The 15,269-nt window shown below is 68.3% G+C and carries 14 protein-coding genes; 11 read left to right on the top strand and 3 right to left on the bottom strand.

Annotated elements, in window-relative coordinates:
• The first annotated feature begins 27 nt into the window (after positions 1 to 27).
• Genes AD72_RS27280 through AD72_RS27265 form a run of 4 tightly spaced genes read left to right on the top strand, consistent with a single transcriptional unit; the run spans position 28 to position 5,889 of the window.
• Positions 28 to 651, top strand: a complete 624-nt coding sequence (locus AD72_RS27280) for an isochorismatase family protein (protein WP_031469472.1) — start codon at positions 28 to 30, stop codon at positions 649 to 651.
• Positions 648 to 2,528, top strand: coding sequence for an anthranilate synthase family protein (locus AD72_RS27275; protein ID WP_031469471.1), 1,881 nt, complete (start codon positions 648 to 650; stop codon positions 2,526 to 2,528). The genes AD72_RS27280 and AD72_RS27275 overlap by 4 nt, the downstream gene beginning before the upstream one ends.
• Entirely contained in the window at positions 2,525 to 4,477 is a 1,953-nt protein-coding gene (locus AD72_RS27270) for an FAD/NAD(P)-binding protein (protein ID WP_031469470.1), read from the top strand. Before AD72_RS27275 ends, AD72_RS27270 begins: the two co-directional genes overlap by 4 nt.
• Complete coding sequence (locus AD72_RS27265) at positions 4,474 to 5,889, top strand: nitrosuccinate lyase (protein ID WP_031469469.1); 1,416 nt, start codon at positions 4,474 to 4,476, stop codon at positions 5,887 to 5,889. The genes AD72_RS27270 and AD72_RS27265 overlap by 4 nt, the downstream gene beginning before the upstream one ends.
• On the opposite strand, the gene AD72_RS27260 is transcribed toward AD72_RS27265, so the two are convergent.
• Positions 5,867 to 6,667 carry an SAM-dependent methyltransferase gene (locus AD72_RS27260; RefSeq protein WP_031469468.1) on the bottom strand — a complete coding sequence of 267 codons (801 nt, stop codon included), beginning with the start codon at positions 6,665 to 6,667 and terminating at the stop codon, positions 5,867 to 5,869. The two genes, AD72_RS27265 and AD72_RS27260, sit on opposite strands and share 23 nt — an antisense overlap.
• Before the next feature lie 84 nt (positions 6,668 to 6,751).
• Between AD72_RS27260 and AD72_RS27255 the strand changes: the two genes are divergently transcribed.
• A complete protein-coding gene (locus AD72_RS27255) occupies positions 6,752 to 7,717 on the top strand; it encodes an Lrp/AsnC family transcriptional regulator (RefSeq protein ID WP_031469467.1) in 966 nt (321 codons plus the stop codon).
• Here AD72_RS27255 and AD72_RS27250 read toward each other — a convergent pair.
• Complete coding sequence (locus AD72_RS27250) at positions 7,714 to 9,264, bottom strand: MFS transporter (protein WP_031469466.1); 1,551 nt, start codon at positions 9,262 to 9,264, stop codon at positions 7,714 to 7,716. The genes AD72_RS27255 and AD72_RS27250 overlap by 4 nt on opposite strands.
• Before the next feature lie 65 nt (positions 9,265 to 9,329).
• Between AD72_RS27250 and AD72_RS27245 the strand changes: the two genes are divergently transcribed.
• From AD72_RS27245 to AD72_RS27225, 5 genes are all read left to right on the top strand, one after another.
• Entirely contained in the window at positions 9,330 to 9,500 is a 171-nt protein-coding gene (locus tag AD72_RS27245) for a ribbon-helix-helix protein, CopG family (RefSeq protein ID WP_031469465.1), read from the top strand.
• Between the two features lie 6 nt (positions 9,501 to 9,506).
• On the top strand, positions 9,507 to 9,848 hold the full coding sequence (locus AD72_RS27240) for a VOC family protein (protein WP_031469464.1): 342 nt from the start codon (positions 9,507 to 9,509) through the stop codon (positions 9,846 to 9,848).
• A gap of 222 nt (positions 9,849 to 10,070) precedes the next feature.
• On the top strand, positions 10,071 to 10,613 hold the full coding sequence (locus AD72_RS27235; RefSeq protein ID WP_031469463.1) for an SRPBCC family protein: 543 nt from the start codon (positions 10,071 to 10,073) through the stop codon (positions 10,611 to 10,613).
• Between the two features lie 27 nt (positions 10,614 to 10,640).
• Positions 10,641 to 12,197 carry a class I adenylate-forming enzyme family protein gene (locus AD72_RS27230; RefSeq protein ID WP_231644978.1) on the top strand — a complete coding sequence of 519 codons (1,557 nt, stop codon included), beginning with the start codon at positions 10,641 to 10,643 and terminating at the stop codon, positions 12,195 to 12,197.
• 15 nt (positions 12,198 to 12,212) lie between these two features.
• Positions 12,213 to 13,400, top strand: coding sequence for an FAD-dependent monooxygenase (locus AD72_RS27225; protein ID WP_031469461.1), 1,188 nt, complete (start codon positions 12,213 to 12,215; stop codon positions 13,398 to 13,400).
• Positions 13,401 to 13,420: 20 nt separating this feature from the next.
• Here AD72_RS27225 and AD72_RS27220 read toward each other — a convergent pair whose 3' ends face one another.
• Positions 13,421 to 14,242 (bottom strand): MBL fold metallo-hydrolase, encoded by an 822-nt coding sequence (locus AD72_RS27220; RefSeq protein WP_031469460.1) that lies wholly within the window; start codon positions 14,240 to 14,242, stop codon positions 13,421 to 13,423.
• A gap of 205 nt (positions 14,243 to 14,447) precedes the next feature.
• Here AD72_RS27220 and AD72_RS27215 point away from each other — a divergent pair.
• On the top strand, positions 14,448 to 15,269 hold an 822-nt coding region (locus tag AD72_RS27215), incomplete at its 3' end, for a DUF222 domain-containing protein (RefSeq protein ID WP_055731214.1).

Genomic DNA, 15,269 nt, shown 5'->3' with positions numbered 1-15,269 from the left:
ATTCCCCTGAATTCCCGGAGGAGCCCCATGGCAGGAATCCCCACGATCGAGCCGTACTCGATGCCGGCCGCAGGCGACCTGCCGGAGAACATCGCCGGATGGTCCGCCGATCCGGACCGCGCGGTGCTGCTCGTGCACGATATGCAACGGTTCTTCGTGCGCCCCCTGCCCGGTGGCCTGCGCGAGGAACTGGTCTCGAACATCGCCGTATTGCGCGCGCGGTGTGCTTCGCTCGGTGTCCCGGTCGGCTACACCGCGCAGCCCGGCGGGATGACCGAACGGCAACGTGGCCTGCTCAAGGACTTCTGGGGGCCGGGCATGCGGGTGGCGCCCGCGGACCGCGAGGTGGTCGACGCGCTCACTCCCGCCGAGGACGACTGGACCTTCGTGAAATGGCGCTACAGCGCGTTTTTCGGTTCCGATCTGCTGGCCCGGATGCGTACCCTCGGCCGGGACCAGCTGGTGCTGTGCGGCGTGTACGCGCATGTCGGTGTGCTGATGACCGCGGTCGAGGCGTTCACCAACGACATCGAGACCTTCCTGGTCGCGGATGCCATCGCGGACTTCTCCGCGCGGTATCACCGGCTCGCCATCGACTACGCCGCGCAGCGCTGCGCGGTGGTGACCACCGCGAAAGAGGTGCTGCCATGAATCAGGTCGAGTTGCTCGACCGGGCACTGGCACCGGATCCGCCCCCGTTCGCCCTGTTGTATCGCCCGGAGCGGAACACGGAACCGAGGCTGGAGATCCTGCTCGGCGAGACGTCCACGGTGGACACGCTGGCCGAGATCGCGTTGCCGGACGGTGCTTCCGGCGCGGGCCACGAGGTACTGGCCATCGTGCCCTATCGGCAGATCACCGAGCGCGGCTACGCGTGCGCCGACGACGGCGAGCCGCTGATCACGATGACCGTCACCGAGCAGGACACGATTCCACTGGAACACGGCCTCGCCCGGCTCCCGGACCTGCCGATCAGCCTGACCGGCGAGGAATTCGACGTGGCCGACGAGACCTATGCGGAGACCGTCGGCGCGATCATCGACCGGGAGATCGGCGAGGGCGAGGGCGCGAACTTCGTGATCAAACGCTCGTTCCTCGCCGACATCACCGGGTACACCACAGGGCAAGCGCTCTCCTTCTTCCGCCGGTTGCTGACCAGGGAAACGGGCGCCTACTGGACGTTCATCGCACACACCGGTGACCGGACCTTCGTGGGCGCGACGCCCGAACGGCACGTGAGCCTGCACGAGGGAACCGCGGTGATGAACCCGATCAGCGGCACCTATCGCTATCCGCCGTCGGGTCCGAGCCTGCCCGCGGTGCTGGATTTCCTGGCCGACCGCAAGGAAACCGACGAGCTGTACATGGTCGTGGACGAGGAACTGAAGATGATGGCCCGGATCTGCGAGCACGGCGGACGGGTGGTCGGGCCGCGGCTGAAGGAGATGGCTCGCCTCGCGCACACCGAGTACTTCATCCTCGGGCACAGCGAACGCGATCCGCGCGAGATCCTGCGCGAGACCATGTTCGCGCCCACCGTCACCGGCAGCCCGCTGGAGAGCGCGTGCCGGGTGATCGCCCGCTATGAACCGCAGGGCCGCGGTTACTACAGCGGGGTGATCGCGCTGATCGGGCGGGACGAGCGGGGAAACCGCTGCCTGGACTCCTCGATCCTGATACGCGCCGCGGACATCGGCGCCACCGGGCGGATCCGGATCGGGGTCGGCGCCACCCTGGTCCGGCATTCCGAAGCGGAATCCGAGGTCGCGGAGACCAAGGCGAAGGCGGCCGGGCTGCTCGCCGCGCTGCGCGCCGAGCAGCCGCAGCGGTTCGCCGAGCATCCGAGTGTGCGGGCCGCGCTCCGGGACCGCAATGCGACGCTCGCCGGTTTCTGGCAGCACAGCGAGGAAAACCGCGCGTGGCCGCGAGCCGAACTTGCCGGTCGCCGGGTGCTGGTGGTCGACGCCGAGGACACCTTCACCTCGATGCTCGATCACCAGCTGCGGTCCATGGGGCTCGAGGTCACCGTGTGCCGGTTCGACGAACCGTATTTCCTGGACGGCCACGATCTGGTCGTGATGGGGCCGGGGCCCGGCGATCCGCGGGATCCCGAGCATCCCAAGATCGCGCACCTCAGCTCGGCGATCGGCACCCTGCTCGAGCGCCGTCTCCCGTTCCTCGCGGTGTGCCTGAGCCATCAGGTGCTCAGCAGGCGGCTCGGGTTCCCATTGCTCCGCAAGGATGTGCCGAATCAGGGGTTGCAGCGCGAGATCGACCTGTTCGGCGCGCGCGAACTGGTCGGCTTCTACAACACCTTCGCCGCGCGGTGCACCGAGGACAAGGTCGACTGCGGACCGCTCGGCGTGGTCGAGGTGAGCAGGGACGCCGAATCCGGCGAGGTACACGCACTCCGCGCGCCGTTTTTCGCCTCGCTGCAGTTCCATGCCGAATCGGTGCTCACCAAGGACGGGGTCCGCATCCTCGGCGCGCGGATCGCGGAGCTCATCGCGAACGGGGTGGCCAGATGAGACCCGGTCACCTCGAGATCTGCGTCATCGGTGCCGGTCCCCGCGGACTGTCCATTGTGGAGCGGTTGTGCGCCAATGAACGCGCCGCGGCCACCCACGAGACGATCACGGTGCACATCGTGGATCCGTCCGCTCCCGGTTCCGGAGCGGTGTGGCGCGCCGAACAGTCCCGGTATCTGCTCACCAATACGGTGGCCGCCCAGATCACCGTCTACACCGATGACAGCGCACGGATCGAGGGGCCGGTGGAGCCAGGTCCGAGCCTGTACGAGTGGGCGAAAAGCCTGGCACTGCTGGGTGAACTGGGCGAATACGAGGCGGAAACGCTTGCCGAGGCGCGGAGTCTTGGCCCGGACTCGTATCCCACTCGCGCCTTCTACGGCCGCTACCTGAACGACTCCTTCCAGCAGATCGTGGCACGCGCACCCGAACACGTCACGATCGCGGTGCATCGCTCGCGTGCCGTGGCGATGGCGGACACCAACGGGATCGCCGGTGGCCCACAAGGAGTTCGCCTCGAGGACGGTACCCGGTTGCACGAACTGGACGCGGTGGTGCTGGCCCAGGGGCACCTGCCCGCGCGGCTTTCCGCGCGCGAGGAACGGACGGCGAGCCTGGCGCGGATCCATCTGCTCACCTATGTTCCGCCCGCCAATCCCGCCGATCTGGAACTGAGCGCGATCGAAGCGGGCCGTCCGGTGCTGTTGCGCGGCCTCGGCCTGAACTTCTTCGACCACATGGCGTTGTTCACGGTGGGCCGCGGCGGGTCCTTTGTCCGCGAAGGGGACCGGTTACGGTACCGGCCGTCTGGGCGGGAACCCGTGCTGTACGCCAGTTCCCGCCGCGGGGTGCCGTACCACGCGCGCGGGGAGAACCAGAAGGGCGCCTTCGGCCGGTACCGTCCCCGGCTGCTCACCCCGGAAGTGATCGCCCGGCTGCGCGAGCGCGCGGGGGTTCGCTTCGGCGCCGACGTGTGGCCGCTGATCGCGCTGGAAGTGGAAAGCGTCTACTACGGCGCGTTGTTGCGCTCCCGGGGCGAGGATCCCGAGCCGTTCGTGCGGCGCTATCTGTCCGCATCGGGGGACCGGGACGAAGACCTGCTGCTGGACACCTACCGCATCGCGCCAGCCGAACGCTGGGACTGGGACCGGATCGCGCATCCCTGTCAGGGACTGGAATTCGCCGATCGGGCCGAGTTCCGCGCCTGGCTGCTGGACTATCTGGCCCGGGATGTCCGGGAGGCCAAGGCGGGCAATGTGGACGGACCGCTCAAGGCCGCGCTGGATGTGTTGCGCGATCTGCGCAACGAGATCCGGCTCGTGGTGGATCACGGTGGCCTGGCCGGTGATTCGCATCAGGACGAGCTGGACGCGTGGTACACCCCGCTCAACGCATTCCTCTCCATCGGGCCGCCGGTGTCCAGGATCGAGGAGATGATCGCCCTGATCGAGGCGGGCATCCTGGAGATCACCGGGCCCGGAACCCAGATCTGCATCGACACCGAGGATCCCGCATTCGTGGCCCAGTCCGGGATCGTGCCCGGCCCGCCGATCCGGGCCGAGGTGCTGATCGAGGCGCGGTTGCCGGAACCGGATCTGCGGCGCACCGCCGATCCGCTGATGCGGCACCTGCTGGCCACCGAACAGTGCCGCACCTACCGGATCCCCGGCGCGGCCGGGGAAACCTACGAAACCGGCGGACTCGCGGTCACCGAACGCCCTTATCGCCTTGTCGACACCCAGGACCGCGCGCATCCGCGCCGGTTCGCGTACGGGGTGCCGACCGAGGCGGTGCACTGGGTCACCGCCGCCGGGATCCGGCCGGGGGTCGACTCGGTCACCCTCGGGGACTCCGATGCGATAGCCCGGACCATCCTGGACATGCCGACCGCTACCCCGATCCGGCGGCCCGCGGTGGAGGGCACCCGGCTGATGGGTGTGATCGTATGATCGATTCCGGGCTGCTTTCCCCGGTACGGGCGGGGACCCCGGTCGAAGCGGCGGTCTCCGATACGGCATGGCTGCAGGCGATGCTCGACGCCGAGGCCGCACTGGCCAGGGCCCAGGCCCGGCTCGGCACGCTGCCGCCGGACGTGGCCGCGGTGATCAGCCGCGCGGCCCGGGCCGAACGGCTCGATCTGCGGGCGCTGGCGATCGCCGCGCGGGCGACCGCGAATCCGGTGGTGGGCCTGGTGCAGGCGTTCACGGCGGTGGTGTCCGAGGAGGACGCGGCCGCCGCCGAATACGTGCACCGCGGATCCACCAGCCAGGACATCCTGGACACCGGCGCGATGCTGGTCGCGCAGCGCGCGATCCGGCTCATCCGGGCCGATCTGGGCGCCACGGCCACCGCCATCGGCCGGCTCGCCGCCGAACACCGGGACACCGTGCTCGCCGGGCGCACCCTGGCCCTGCACGCGGTGCCCACCACGTTCGGCCTGAAGGCGGCGGGCTGGCGGGAACTCGTCCTGGACGCCGATGCCCGGCTGGCACGGTTGCTCGCCGAGGGGCTGCCGGTCGCGCTCGGCGGTGCGGCGGGAACGCTGGCCGGGTACCTGGAATACGCCGGGATCGACGGTGGGCAGCCACATCCGGATCCGGGTGAGTACACCGACCGGCTGGCCGGCGCGTTCGCGGCGGAGACCGGCCTGGCCCGCCCGGTGCTGCCGTGGCACGTACTGCGCACCCCGATGGCCGATCTCGCCTCGGCACTGGCGTGCACCGCCGGGGCGCTCGGCAAGATCGCGCTCGATGTGCAGTCGCTGGCCAGGACCGAGGTCGGTGAGCTCGCCGAGCCGGGAGCGGACGGGCGGGGCAGTTCCTCGGCCATGCCACACAAGCGAAATCCGGTGCTCGCCACCTTGCTGCGCAGTGCGGCGATGCAGGTTCCGGCGCTCGCGACCGGGCTGACCCAGTGCCTGCTCACCGAGGACGAACGCTCGGCTGGTGCCTGGCACGCGGAATGGTTGTTGTTGCGCGAATGCCTGCGGCTGACCGGTGGGGCCGCGCACACCGCGGTCGAACTGGCCGAGGGACTCGAGGTGCGGCCGCAGCGGATGCGGGACAACCTCGGGATCACCGGCAGTCAGGTGGTTTCCGAGCGGATCGCGGCCGTGCTGGCCCCGCGGATCGGGAAGGCCGCCGCCAAACGGCTGCTGAGCGCGGCATCGGCGGAAGCGGGCCGGACCGGGAAACCACTGGCCGAGCTGCTTGCCGGGGAGTCCGAGCTCGCCGGGTGTATCGAGACCGGAGAACTGGACCGGTTGTGCGATCCGGCCGAGTACACCGGAGCCGCGGCCGCACTGGTCGACCGGGAGCTGCGCCGTGCCGCTGTTCCGCTCAGCGCAGTGTCGCGCGGATAAGGTAGCCGTGCGGGACACCCGGTGTTCCCCGCGGCGCGTCCGGGTACGGCCAGCGGCCCAGCCGGGTGCCCACCGTGCTGAACAGGGACACCTCGGGATCCCAGCCGCGTGCGGTCAGCAGCGCCTCCGGTTCCTCGGTGCCGAACAGCCACGGTGCGCCGTGCTCGGCCATCCAGTCCAGCGTCGCGCGCATCGTGTGCGCCTCCAGCACCGAACGCCCGACCACGTCAAGCAGCAGGGTGCTGCCCGGCGCGCTGAGCTCGGTGAGCCGGTCGAGCAGGGTGAGCACGGCGGACTCCTCGAGGTACTGGGTGAGCCCTTCGACCAGCCAGCAGGTCGGCCGGTCGGCCTGGAAACCCGCTGCACGCAAGGGATCCCGCCAATCCGTGGCCAGATCGACGCCCACGGTGTTGCGCTCGCACCGTGCCGGAGCGTCGATGACCCGCTCCTTGTGGGCGAGCACAGCCGGGCGGTCGAGTTCGAACAGCGTGGTGCCGGGGGCGAAGTCCAGCCGGAACGCGCGGGTGTCCATGCCCGCGGCGAGCACCACGATCTGGCTCGGCCGCAGCTCGGCGAACGCATCGTCGAAATACCTGGTGCGCACCGGGATCGTGGGCCCGCCGTCGAAGTCCTCGGCCAGTTGCCGTGCGGAGGCACCGGCCAGTCGTTCGGCGAACGGGTCGGTGAACAGCGCGTCGGGCCTGCGGCTTTCGGCGGCGCGCATCGCGGCGGTCAGCCTGCTGGTGTGCGCGACCGGATCGAGTTCGTCTTTCTGCATACCTCGAGGTTCGCAGAGATCGGCGGTTCCACTACTCTTCACCGGTCTATTCGGCTGATGATGCATCCAAAGTACCCTTGACTGGTGGAAAACATCACGCTGGACGTGCTGGACCGGCGGATCCTGCACGCGCTGGCCATCGCCGGGCGGACCCCGCTGCGCCGGATCGCCGCCGTGCTGGGGTGCTCGGAGCGCACGCTCGCGCAGCGATACCGCAGGCTGCGGGATGCCGGGATGCGCGTGGTCGCGGTTCCGGACCGGCGCAGGCTCGGCCGGGCCGACTGGCTGGTGCGGCTGCGCTGTGCCCCGGACACCGCGCCGCGGATCGCGCAGGCGCTGGCGCGCAGGGAGGACACCTCCTGGGTCGCGCTCGCCTCCGGTGGCACCGAGCTGACCTGTATGGCGCACGCCGAATCCGGTTCGGGCAGCCTGCTGCTGGAGAAACTGTCCCGCACCCCGCGGATCGACGCGATCACGGCGCACTGCGTGCTGCGCGATCTCGCGGGTGCCCATGGCTGGCCCGGCAGGCTCGGTGCGCTCGAGGCCGGGGAGATCGAGCGGTTGCGGGAACCCGAACCCGCCGAACAGCCCGGCCCGCCCGAGCGCATCACCGCGGCCGATCAGGCGCTGCTGCGTGCGCTCGCGGTCGATGGGCGTACCGGCTTTCCCGCCCTCTCCGCGCTGACCGGGACACCGGAATCCACCCTGCGCAGGCGGTTGACCGAACTGCACCGGCGCGGGGTCTTCTTCTACGACGTGGACATCGACCCCGGCTGGTTCGACTACGACTGCACGGCCGTGCTCTGGCTGACCGTGGCGCCCGGGGAACTCGACGCGGTCGCCGCGGCGCTCGCCGGGCACATCGAGGTGGCCTACGCGGCGGCGACGAGCGGCACGGCGAACATCGTGGCCTTCACCGTCTACCGGGATCTGGACGCGTGTTACGGCTACCTCGCCCACCGCCTCGGCGCGCTGCCCGGGGTGCTGACCGTGGAGACCTCACTGATCACCCGGCAGATCAAGGGCCCGGGCGCCGAGCTGATGAGCTAACCCGTCGCGGCCCGCTGCTGGGATCCGGCGGAACTGGGCTGGGCCGGAGGTACGAAATCCTTGCCACGGATGAGGATCAGCGCGAGCAGCCCGCCGACGATCGCCAGCAGTCCGCTGGTGAGCAGCAGGACGTTCACCGCGGCCGGGTAACTCGCCTGCACCGCACCCGCCAGCTGCTCCGGTGCCTGTGGTGCGGCGTTCGCTATCGCGTTCGCGGGAGTTCCCTTGCGGACCGCCTCGGCGATCTGCTCGGCGCTCGCGTGCGGCCCGGGAAGCCCAGCCAGCCTGCCGACCAGGTTCCCGTACAGCGCGGAGGCGAAAATCGAGCCGTACAAGGCGATTCCGACCGCCATGCCGATCTGCCGGAAGGTCTGGCTCACCCCGGAGGCCATACCGGAACGCTGTACCGGCACCACCCCGACCGCCGTGGAGGCCAGCGGTGGGTTGACCATTCCGGTGCCGATCCCGGAGACGATCAGACCGGGAATGAGGTGGGTCCATGAGGAGTCCGCGCTCAGCCCGCGCATCAGCAACAGGCCCGCGCCGACGAGCACCAGTCCACCGCCGACCAGCCAGCGCGCCGGGATCTGGCTCACGAACCGGCCTGCCACGGTCGCGGCGACGAACGTACAGCCGGAGGCCACCAGCAGCCGGACCCCCGCGTCCAGCGAGCTGAAGGACAGACCGTTCTGCAGGTACAGCACCAGGTACAGGAACATCGCGAACATCGAGGCGTTCATGGTGAACGCGGCGATCGAGCCGCCGAGGAATGTCGGGATCCGTAACAACGTCAGGTCGAACATCGGCGCGGACACCCGCAGTTCGACCACCACGAAGGCGATGAGGAACACCGCGGCGAGCACGAAGGCGATCAGCACCCCGGCATCGCCCCAGCCCGAGGCGCTGGCCCGGATCAGCGCGTACACCAGCCCGAACAACCCGGCCGTGAGGGTGGCCATGCCGGGCCAGTCGATCCGGCTGGAGTACGGCGCGCGGGACTCGTCCACCTTGCGCAGCGCGATGAGGAACGCCACGATGCCGATCGGCAGGTTCACCAGGAAGATCCCGCGCCAGCTGATTCCGGTGGTGAGCACACCGCCGAGCAGCGGGCCGAGCGCGGTGGCCACGCTGGCGACCGCGCCCCACACCCCGAACGCGATCCCGCGCTGCTTGCCAGCGAAGGTACTGGCCAGCAGGGCCAGCGAGGTGGCGAACAGGATCGAGGCGCCGATCCCTTGCACGGCACGGGAAAGGATCAACATCAGTTCATCGGCCGCGATACCGCACAGCAGCGAACCGATGGTGAACACGGTGAGCCCGATGAGGAACAGCAGCCGCCTTCCGTACCGGTCGGCAAGCGATCCGGTGGTGAGCAGCACCGAGGCGAGGGTCAGCGCGTAGGCATCGGTGAACCACTGCAGGCCGCTGAAACTCGCCTGCAGATCGTGCTGGATGTTGGGCAGGGCAACGACGACGATCGTGACATCGAGCAACAGGATGAACGTCGCGGCGCAAACCACGACGAGCGTCCACCATTGGCGGTTCATCGGCTGATGCCTTCCTCGAGTCGTTCCACGCGAATCCGCGCATAGTAGTATGCTAGCATCCTATTATGGGAGAGGACGTCAAACAGTTCAATGTCTACCTGCCGCTCGAGCTCATCAGGCAGGTCAAACACCACGCCATCGAAGCCGAGCTCTCGCTCTCGGCCCTGGTTGCCGATGCGTTGCGTACGTATCTCTCCGCGCACGAACAAGACGAGACTCCCGCGAGAAAGGACTGATCCGGTATGACCGAGGGCATCGAAGGCCTGTACATCGAGACGCACAACTGGGGGAAGGCCGCGAAGTTCTTCCAGTCCCTTGGATACAAGGTGGAGTTCGAGACCGAGGACGGCTCCGGGATGCTGCGTAACGGTGACGGCCCCTATCTGCTGCTCATCGAGGTACCCGAGAGTCAGGATCCGCGTACCGAGGTGGTGCTGCGCACCGCGAGCGCGGAGGAGTTCCAGCTGGGCGAGGGGGTCGAGGTGGTCACGCCGTTCGAGCCGACCCACTACGGCACCCAGGAGATGAAGGTGCGGGACCCGGACGGCCGCACCTGGAGCATTCAGGCGCCGGCCAAGAAGTAGCCGCGCGGACCGCGCCCGGGTACCCGATGCCGAACACATCGGGTACCCGGGCTTTCGCATGCGCACACTCTAGAATCCGTACCGTGACCGGGTTCGGATCCGAACGGGAATATGTCAGGTAGCGGCGGAATCCGCGGGGAATACTGACAGATTATCGGCGAGCTGATTTACCCCGGTTTCGCGCGTTGACCGGCGCCGGTGCGCGCGGGCGACAATTCAACCATGCCGCAGTCGAAAACCACGAAAGCACCGCTGTTCCGGGTCCGGGCCGATATTCGCGTCTCCGCGTCCCCCGGCGAGGTCTACGCGGTGGTCAGCGATATGCCGCGCGCCGCCGAGTGGAGCGCGGAATGCCGGGGCGGCACCTGGGTTTCCGGTGCACCGGCCACGGTCGGTTCGGTGTTCCGCGGCCGGAATCACCGCGAGCCGGACGTAGTCGGCTGGGCACCGGTCGTGCGCGGGGACTGGACAACGGACGCCGAGGTGATCGCCGCCGAACCCGGCCGGGTCTTTCGCTGGGCGATCCGCACCAAGGCCGGGACGGCGCAGGACAGCGTGTGGTCGTTCGAACTCGCCGCGGCCGGAAGCGGCTGCGTACTCACGCACGCCTTCCACATGGGGACGGCCACCGAGGGAATCCGAAGCATCACCGCCGAAATGACCGAGGCGGAGCAGCGGCGATTCTTCACCGAATGGGGCGCGAAACTGGAACGAGATATCACGGCGACCCTGGAACGCATCAAAAACGTCATCGAAAAGCGATAGGGCGGCGCAATGTTCCTGCAGCGGATTATGAACCGTGGTATCCAGCTGGGCACGCTGTTCGAGCGCGCCGCGGCGTCACATCCGGCGAATGTGCTCATTCTCGATCACGATCTGGACATCGCGCCCGGGCTGGGGCGGCGGGCGACGATCCCGGAGGTCGCGGATCTGGTCGCGGACATCGCATCCCGGTTCTGGTCGGTGCGAGTCCGCCCGGGAGACCGGGTCGTGGTGTACAAGTCCGAGGGCTTCGATCTCACCCTGCTCGCCTGCGCGATCGCCCGGATCGGCGCGGTCCCGGTCATGCTCTCCCCGAAACTCGACGGTGCCACGGTGAACGAACTCCTGCGCCGCATCGAGCCCGCGGTGCTGCTGACCGACCAGTCCAAACTGGACGATGAGTTACCGGATTCGGTCCTCGCGCTGGCGAACCGGGTGCTGCTCGCCTCGGGCAGTCACCCGGACACCACCGAACTGCGGGCGCTCGCCGGGGCACCGCGGGTCCCCGCGGTGACCATGCCCGCCGAGCATCCCACGCTGGTGACGCACACCTCGGGGACAACGGGAACCCCGAAACTGGCCGTACACACCGGACGCACCCTGCAGGCCCGCTACCGTCCACAAGCGACGGTGACCTGGCCGATCCTGCGCAACCGTGAGACGATCGCGATCCACGTGTCCTTCGTGCACTCCCGGCTGATCACCGCGCTGGCCATCTCGCTGCACCGCGGGTACCCGATCGTCGTGCTCGCCGATGCCACCCCGGAGCACGTCGCCGAGATGTTCGCCCGGCTGCGACCGGGAATCCTGGAGGCGCACCCGAATTCCTACATGGCATGGGAACCGCTCGCCGAGGATCCGCGCAAACCGTTCGCCAACGTCAAATTCTTCAGCAGCACCTTCGATGCCATCCACCCGCGAACCATGCACCGGCTGCTGCGGGCGAGCGAGCGCCGAGCGCCGATGTTCGGCCAGATCTACGGGCAGAGCGAGGTCGGCCCCGCGGTCATGCGTGGCTACACCAAACGCAAGCGGTTGGGTACCGACGGGCGATGTGTCGGCTGGCCGGTTCCCGGGATGACCTCGGTCCGCGTGGTGAGCAGGGACGGCGGGCGGCCCTCGGCGGCGAACCCCGGCTATATCGAGGTGCGCAGCGATGGCCGGATCGTGACCTACCTCGGCGAGCAGAACCGGTACGACAGACAGGTTTCCGCGGACGGCTGGTGGCGGATGGGGGACGTCGGGTACCGCACCCGGCTCGGTTGTGTGCACCTGCTCGACCGGGAGGTGGACGTGATCGAGGGCTTCGGCAGCACCCTGGCGGCCGAGGACGCGCTGTTCGCGCGGCTGGAGGAACTCACCGAGGTGATCATCATTCCGGGGCAGAGCGGGAAAGCGGTGCCCATCGTGTGCACCAAGGACGATCAGCCGCTCGATCACGAGGCCTGGCGCGCCGCGGCCTCCGGGCTCCCGGCGATGGCGGATCCCGTGCACTGGCGGCTCGAGGACCTGCCGCAGACCGCGACGGTGAAGATCAAGCGATTGGAACTGGCCCGGTTGCTGACATCCCGAAGCCAGCCAGCCTGAGCCGGAGGAGAACGAGTGTCGAAAATCGTCGTCGTCGGTGGCGGGATCGGTGGACTTGCCGCGGCCATCGCCATCGCGGAGCACGATCACCGGGTGGTGGTGCTCGAACGTGCGGACCGGTTCGCCGAGATCGGCGCGGGCATCCAGCTCGCCCCGAACGGTATCCATGCGCTGGACCGTCTCGGACTCGGCGATGCCGTGCGCGCCCGCGCGGTGAACGTGGACGAACTGCGGTTCATGGACGGCATCACCGGCGAGCGGGTGACGAGTATGCCGCTCACCGGTGTGTACCGCCGCAGGTTCGGCAATCCGTATGTCGTGGTGCACCGGGCCGATCTGCACTCGTTGCTGCTCGCCGCATGCCGGGAATCCGGGCTGATCGAACTGCGCAGCAATCAGACCGTTGTGGGGTACCGGCAGGACGTGGCCGGGGCGAGCGCTGTGCTCGAGGATGGCGTGGAGATCACCGGGGACGCGGTGATCGGCGCCGACGGCATCAACTCGGCGATGCGGCGGCAGCTGATCGGCGACGGCGAGCCGAGGATTTCCGGGATCACCGTCTATCGCGCGATCATTCCGATGGCGCGGGTTCCCGAAGAGCTGCGGTGGAACGCGGTCACCTGGTGGGCCGGTCCGAAATGCCATTTCGTGCACTACCCGATCGCCGGTGGCACGTACCTGAATCTCGCGGCCAGCAGCCAGGACGGGGCGAGCACCGCGTTCGCCGGTGTTCCCGTCGGGCACGATCGCGTCCGTGCGGAATTCGCCGTCCTCGGCCCGGTTCCGCGGCGGCTGCTCGAACTCGGTGACGACTGGAGAACCTGGGTGCTCGTCGACCGCGATCCGGTGCGCGACTGGACGGACGGGCGCGTGGCGCTGCTCGGCGACGCCGCGCATCCGATGCTGCACTACGCCGCGCAGGGAGCCTGCATGGGCCTCGAGGATGCCGTCGTGCTCGGCGATCTGCTCGGTGAACCCGGCGACTTGGCCGAGCAATTCCGCGCCTACAACGCCGCGCGTTACGAGCGGACCGCCCGGATCCAGGCACTGGCAAGGGAAAGTATCCAGCTCTGGCACCCCGAAGGCGAGCGCGCGCAGGCTCGGAACCGAGTACTGTCCGCCATGTCCGTCACCGAGCTGCACGACTATGTGGCGTGGATGCACGGGGACCGGGTGTTCGGCGGTGCCCGCGTGGCGGTGTAGCCGGAGCGGCTGCGCGTGGTTCACGTGAGCTCGTCGTGAGCGCCGGTGACCCGGTCGATATGGCGTTGAGCGGAGCGCCGCACCGCGTGCGCGGCACCGTGCCGGATCGCTTTGCCGCCGAGACCGAACAAGCGCTCGAACGCGTAAGGTTCGAGACTGTCGGCGATCCTGCGGACAATGTTCGCGGACAACGGGATCCGGTTGGGGTAGCTGCGCAGGAAAGTCAGCCAGCCTTCGGCCGCGGCCCCGCCGATGGTGTCCCCGACCAGAAGCGTGCCGCCCGCCGCATCATCGAGGTGGGCGACCGCGCTGCCCGGGAAATGCCCGCCCAACCTCACCAGTGTGATCCCGGGAAGCGGGGCGAGTAGTTCATCCCATGACTCGATGGCCGCGTCCGCGCGGCGCACCCAGGCGCGGTCGGCGGCGTTGACGAGTACCCGGGCCCCGCCAAGGGCGGTGCTCCAGCTGACCTGCGAACCGAACATGTGCGGATGACTGGCCGCGATCACGGCCGCACCACCCAGTTTCCGTACTATGGCCAGGATTTCGGCGTCCAGATAGTTCGGCGGATCCCACAGCAGATTCCCCTCGGCGGTCTGCACCAGGTAGCTGTGTTGTCCGATGGCGAACTCCGGCTCGCGATAGAGCGCGTGCACGCCGAAGCCGTGCTCCCGGTGCACGGTTGCGTGTGGCTGCGCGGAGAGCTGGTCCAGGCTGATCCAGCTCTGACCTTCGTGCGGAATGTATTGACGTTCATCGGCGCAGATCGCGCAGTCACCGGGCGGCGGCTCCGGCGAATCGGGGTGTTCGACGCCGCAGGTGGCACAAATCCAGATGGTCATGACCAAGTATTGAACCTCAACCTTAGTGGAGGTCAAAGGGGAAAGGAGGTGCACCAGAGTCGCTCGCGCAACTGTGAGTCTGCCGGTACTTCTCCTCAACGCCGTCATCGCCCGGATCCGACATTTATCCGACAAGACCTAGTCCATTCGGGCGATTTCGATGAAATTGCCGAGTGAAGCCCAGTTGTCTGGTAGTATAGAGATTATGAACGCTGGGGAGTGTTCGGCGATGTTGTCGAATCGGGAGTTGCTTGATCGGCTCCGTGAACAGGCCGTGGTGGTGCGGCGCGCGGAGGCGGAGATGCTGGATCTTGTTGCGCTGCTTGATAAACGCGGTGCGGCGGTGGAGTTCGGGTATCGGGGTTCGCCTGCGCGGATGGTCGAGGATGTGGCGCGGGTGGGTTTGGCCGAGGCGCGCCGGATCGCCGAGCGTGCGCGGGCATTGTTCGGTTCGCTGGGGATCAGTGGTGAACCGTTGCCGCCGGATTTACCGAATACCGCGGAAGCCTATGCACGTGGCGAGGTCGGTGCTGAGCATGTGGATCGGATCCGGAAGTTCGCTGCCGAGTTGCCCGCGGATGTGTTGACCGGAGAATCGTGGCCGATCGCGGAGAAGTGTTTGGCCACGGTGGCTAGTGAGACCGGGCCGCGTGGGTTGAGTCGTCCGATTAGGGAGCTGCATGCCCGTCTGGATCCGGATGGGCAGGAACCCAATGATCATGATCCGGTGCGCCCGCGCCGAGAGATCTGGTTGCGGCAGCGCAACAGTGATTGGCTCATCGAAGGACACCTGGACAACGAGACTGGGTTGAAACTGCGCAGTGTCCTTGATGCGCTGAACAAAGCTCACAGTCCGGAGCTTCGCTGCCCGGGTGAACGGGATGCGGACGCGTTCGCCGAGATCGTCCAACTCGCAGCGAATCCGGAGAATCTTCCCGAATCAGGCGGCGAACCGTTCACCATCATGGTCACCATGACCGAACAAGCCCTGCGCGACGGAATCGGCGCCGCCACCACCATGGACGGC

The organism is Sciscionella sediminilitoris (genome assembly GCF_000737195.2).
GTDB classification, from domain to species: Bacteria; Actinomycetota; Actinomycetes; order Mycobacteriales; family Pseudonocardiaceae; genus Sciscionella; species Sciscionella sediminilitoris.
The sequence above is the reverse complement of the archived record's forward strand: the minus strand, read 5'-3'. Positions and strand labels throughout refer to the sequence as shown.

Bases quoted from the DNA above. Each gene is read 5' to 3' on its own strand.
- AD72_RS27280 (WP_031469472.1), top strand. From the start codon at position 28: ATGGCAGGAATCCCCACGATCGAGCCGTACTCGATGCCGGCCGCAGGC.
- AD72_RS27275 (WP_031469471.1), top strand. From the start codon at position 648: ATGAATCAGGTCGAGTTGCTCGACCGGGCACTGGCACCGGATCCGCCC.
- AD72_RS27270 (WP_031469470.1), top strand. From the start codon at position 2,525: ATGAGACCCGGTCACCTCGAGATCTGCGTCATCGGTGCCGGTCCCCGC.
- AD72_RS27265 (WP_031469469.1), top strand. From the start codon at position 4,474: ATGATCGATTCCGGGCTGCTTTCCCCGGTACGGGCGGGGACCCCGGTC.
- AD72_RS27260 (WP_031469468.1), bottom strand. From the start codon at position 6,667: ATGCAGAAAGACGAACTCGATCCGGTCGCGCACACCAGCAGGCTGACC.
- AD72_RS27250 (WP_031469466.1), bottom strand. From the start codon at position 9,264: ATGAACCGCCAATGGTGGACGCTCGTCGTGGTTTGCGCCGCGACGTTC.
- AD72_RS27245 (WP_031469465.1), top strand. From the start codon at position 9,330: ATGGGAGAGGACGTCAAACAGTTCAATGTCTACCTGCCGCTCGAGCTC.
- AD72_RS27240 (WP_031469464.1), top strand. From the start codon at position 9,507: ATGACCGAGGGCATCGAAGGCCTGTACATCGAGACGCACAACTGGGGG.
- AD72_RS27235 (WP_031469463.1), top strand. From the start codon at position 10,071: ATGCCGCAGTCGAAAACCACGAAAGCACCGCTGTTCCGGGTCCGGGCC.
- AD72_RS27230 (WP_231644978.1), top strand. From the start codon at position 10,641: ATGAACCGTGGTATCCAGCTGGGCACGCTGTTCGAGCGCGCCGCGGCG.
- AD72_RS27220 (WP_031469460.1), bottom strand. From the start codon at position 14,242: ATGACCATCTGGATTTGTGCCACCTGCGGCGTCGAACACCCCGATTCG.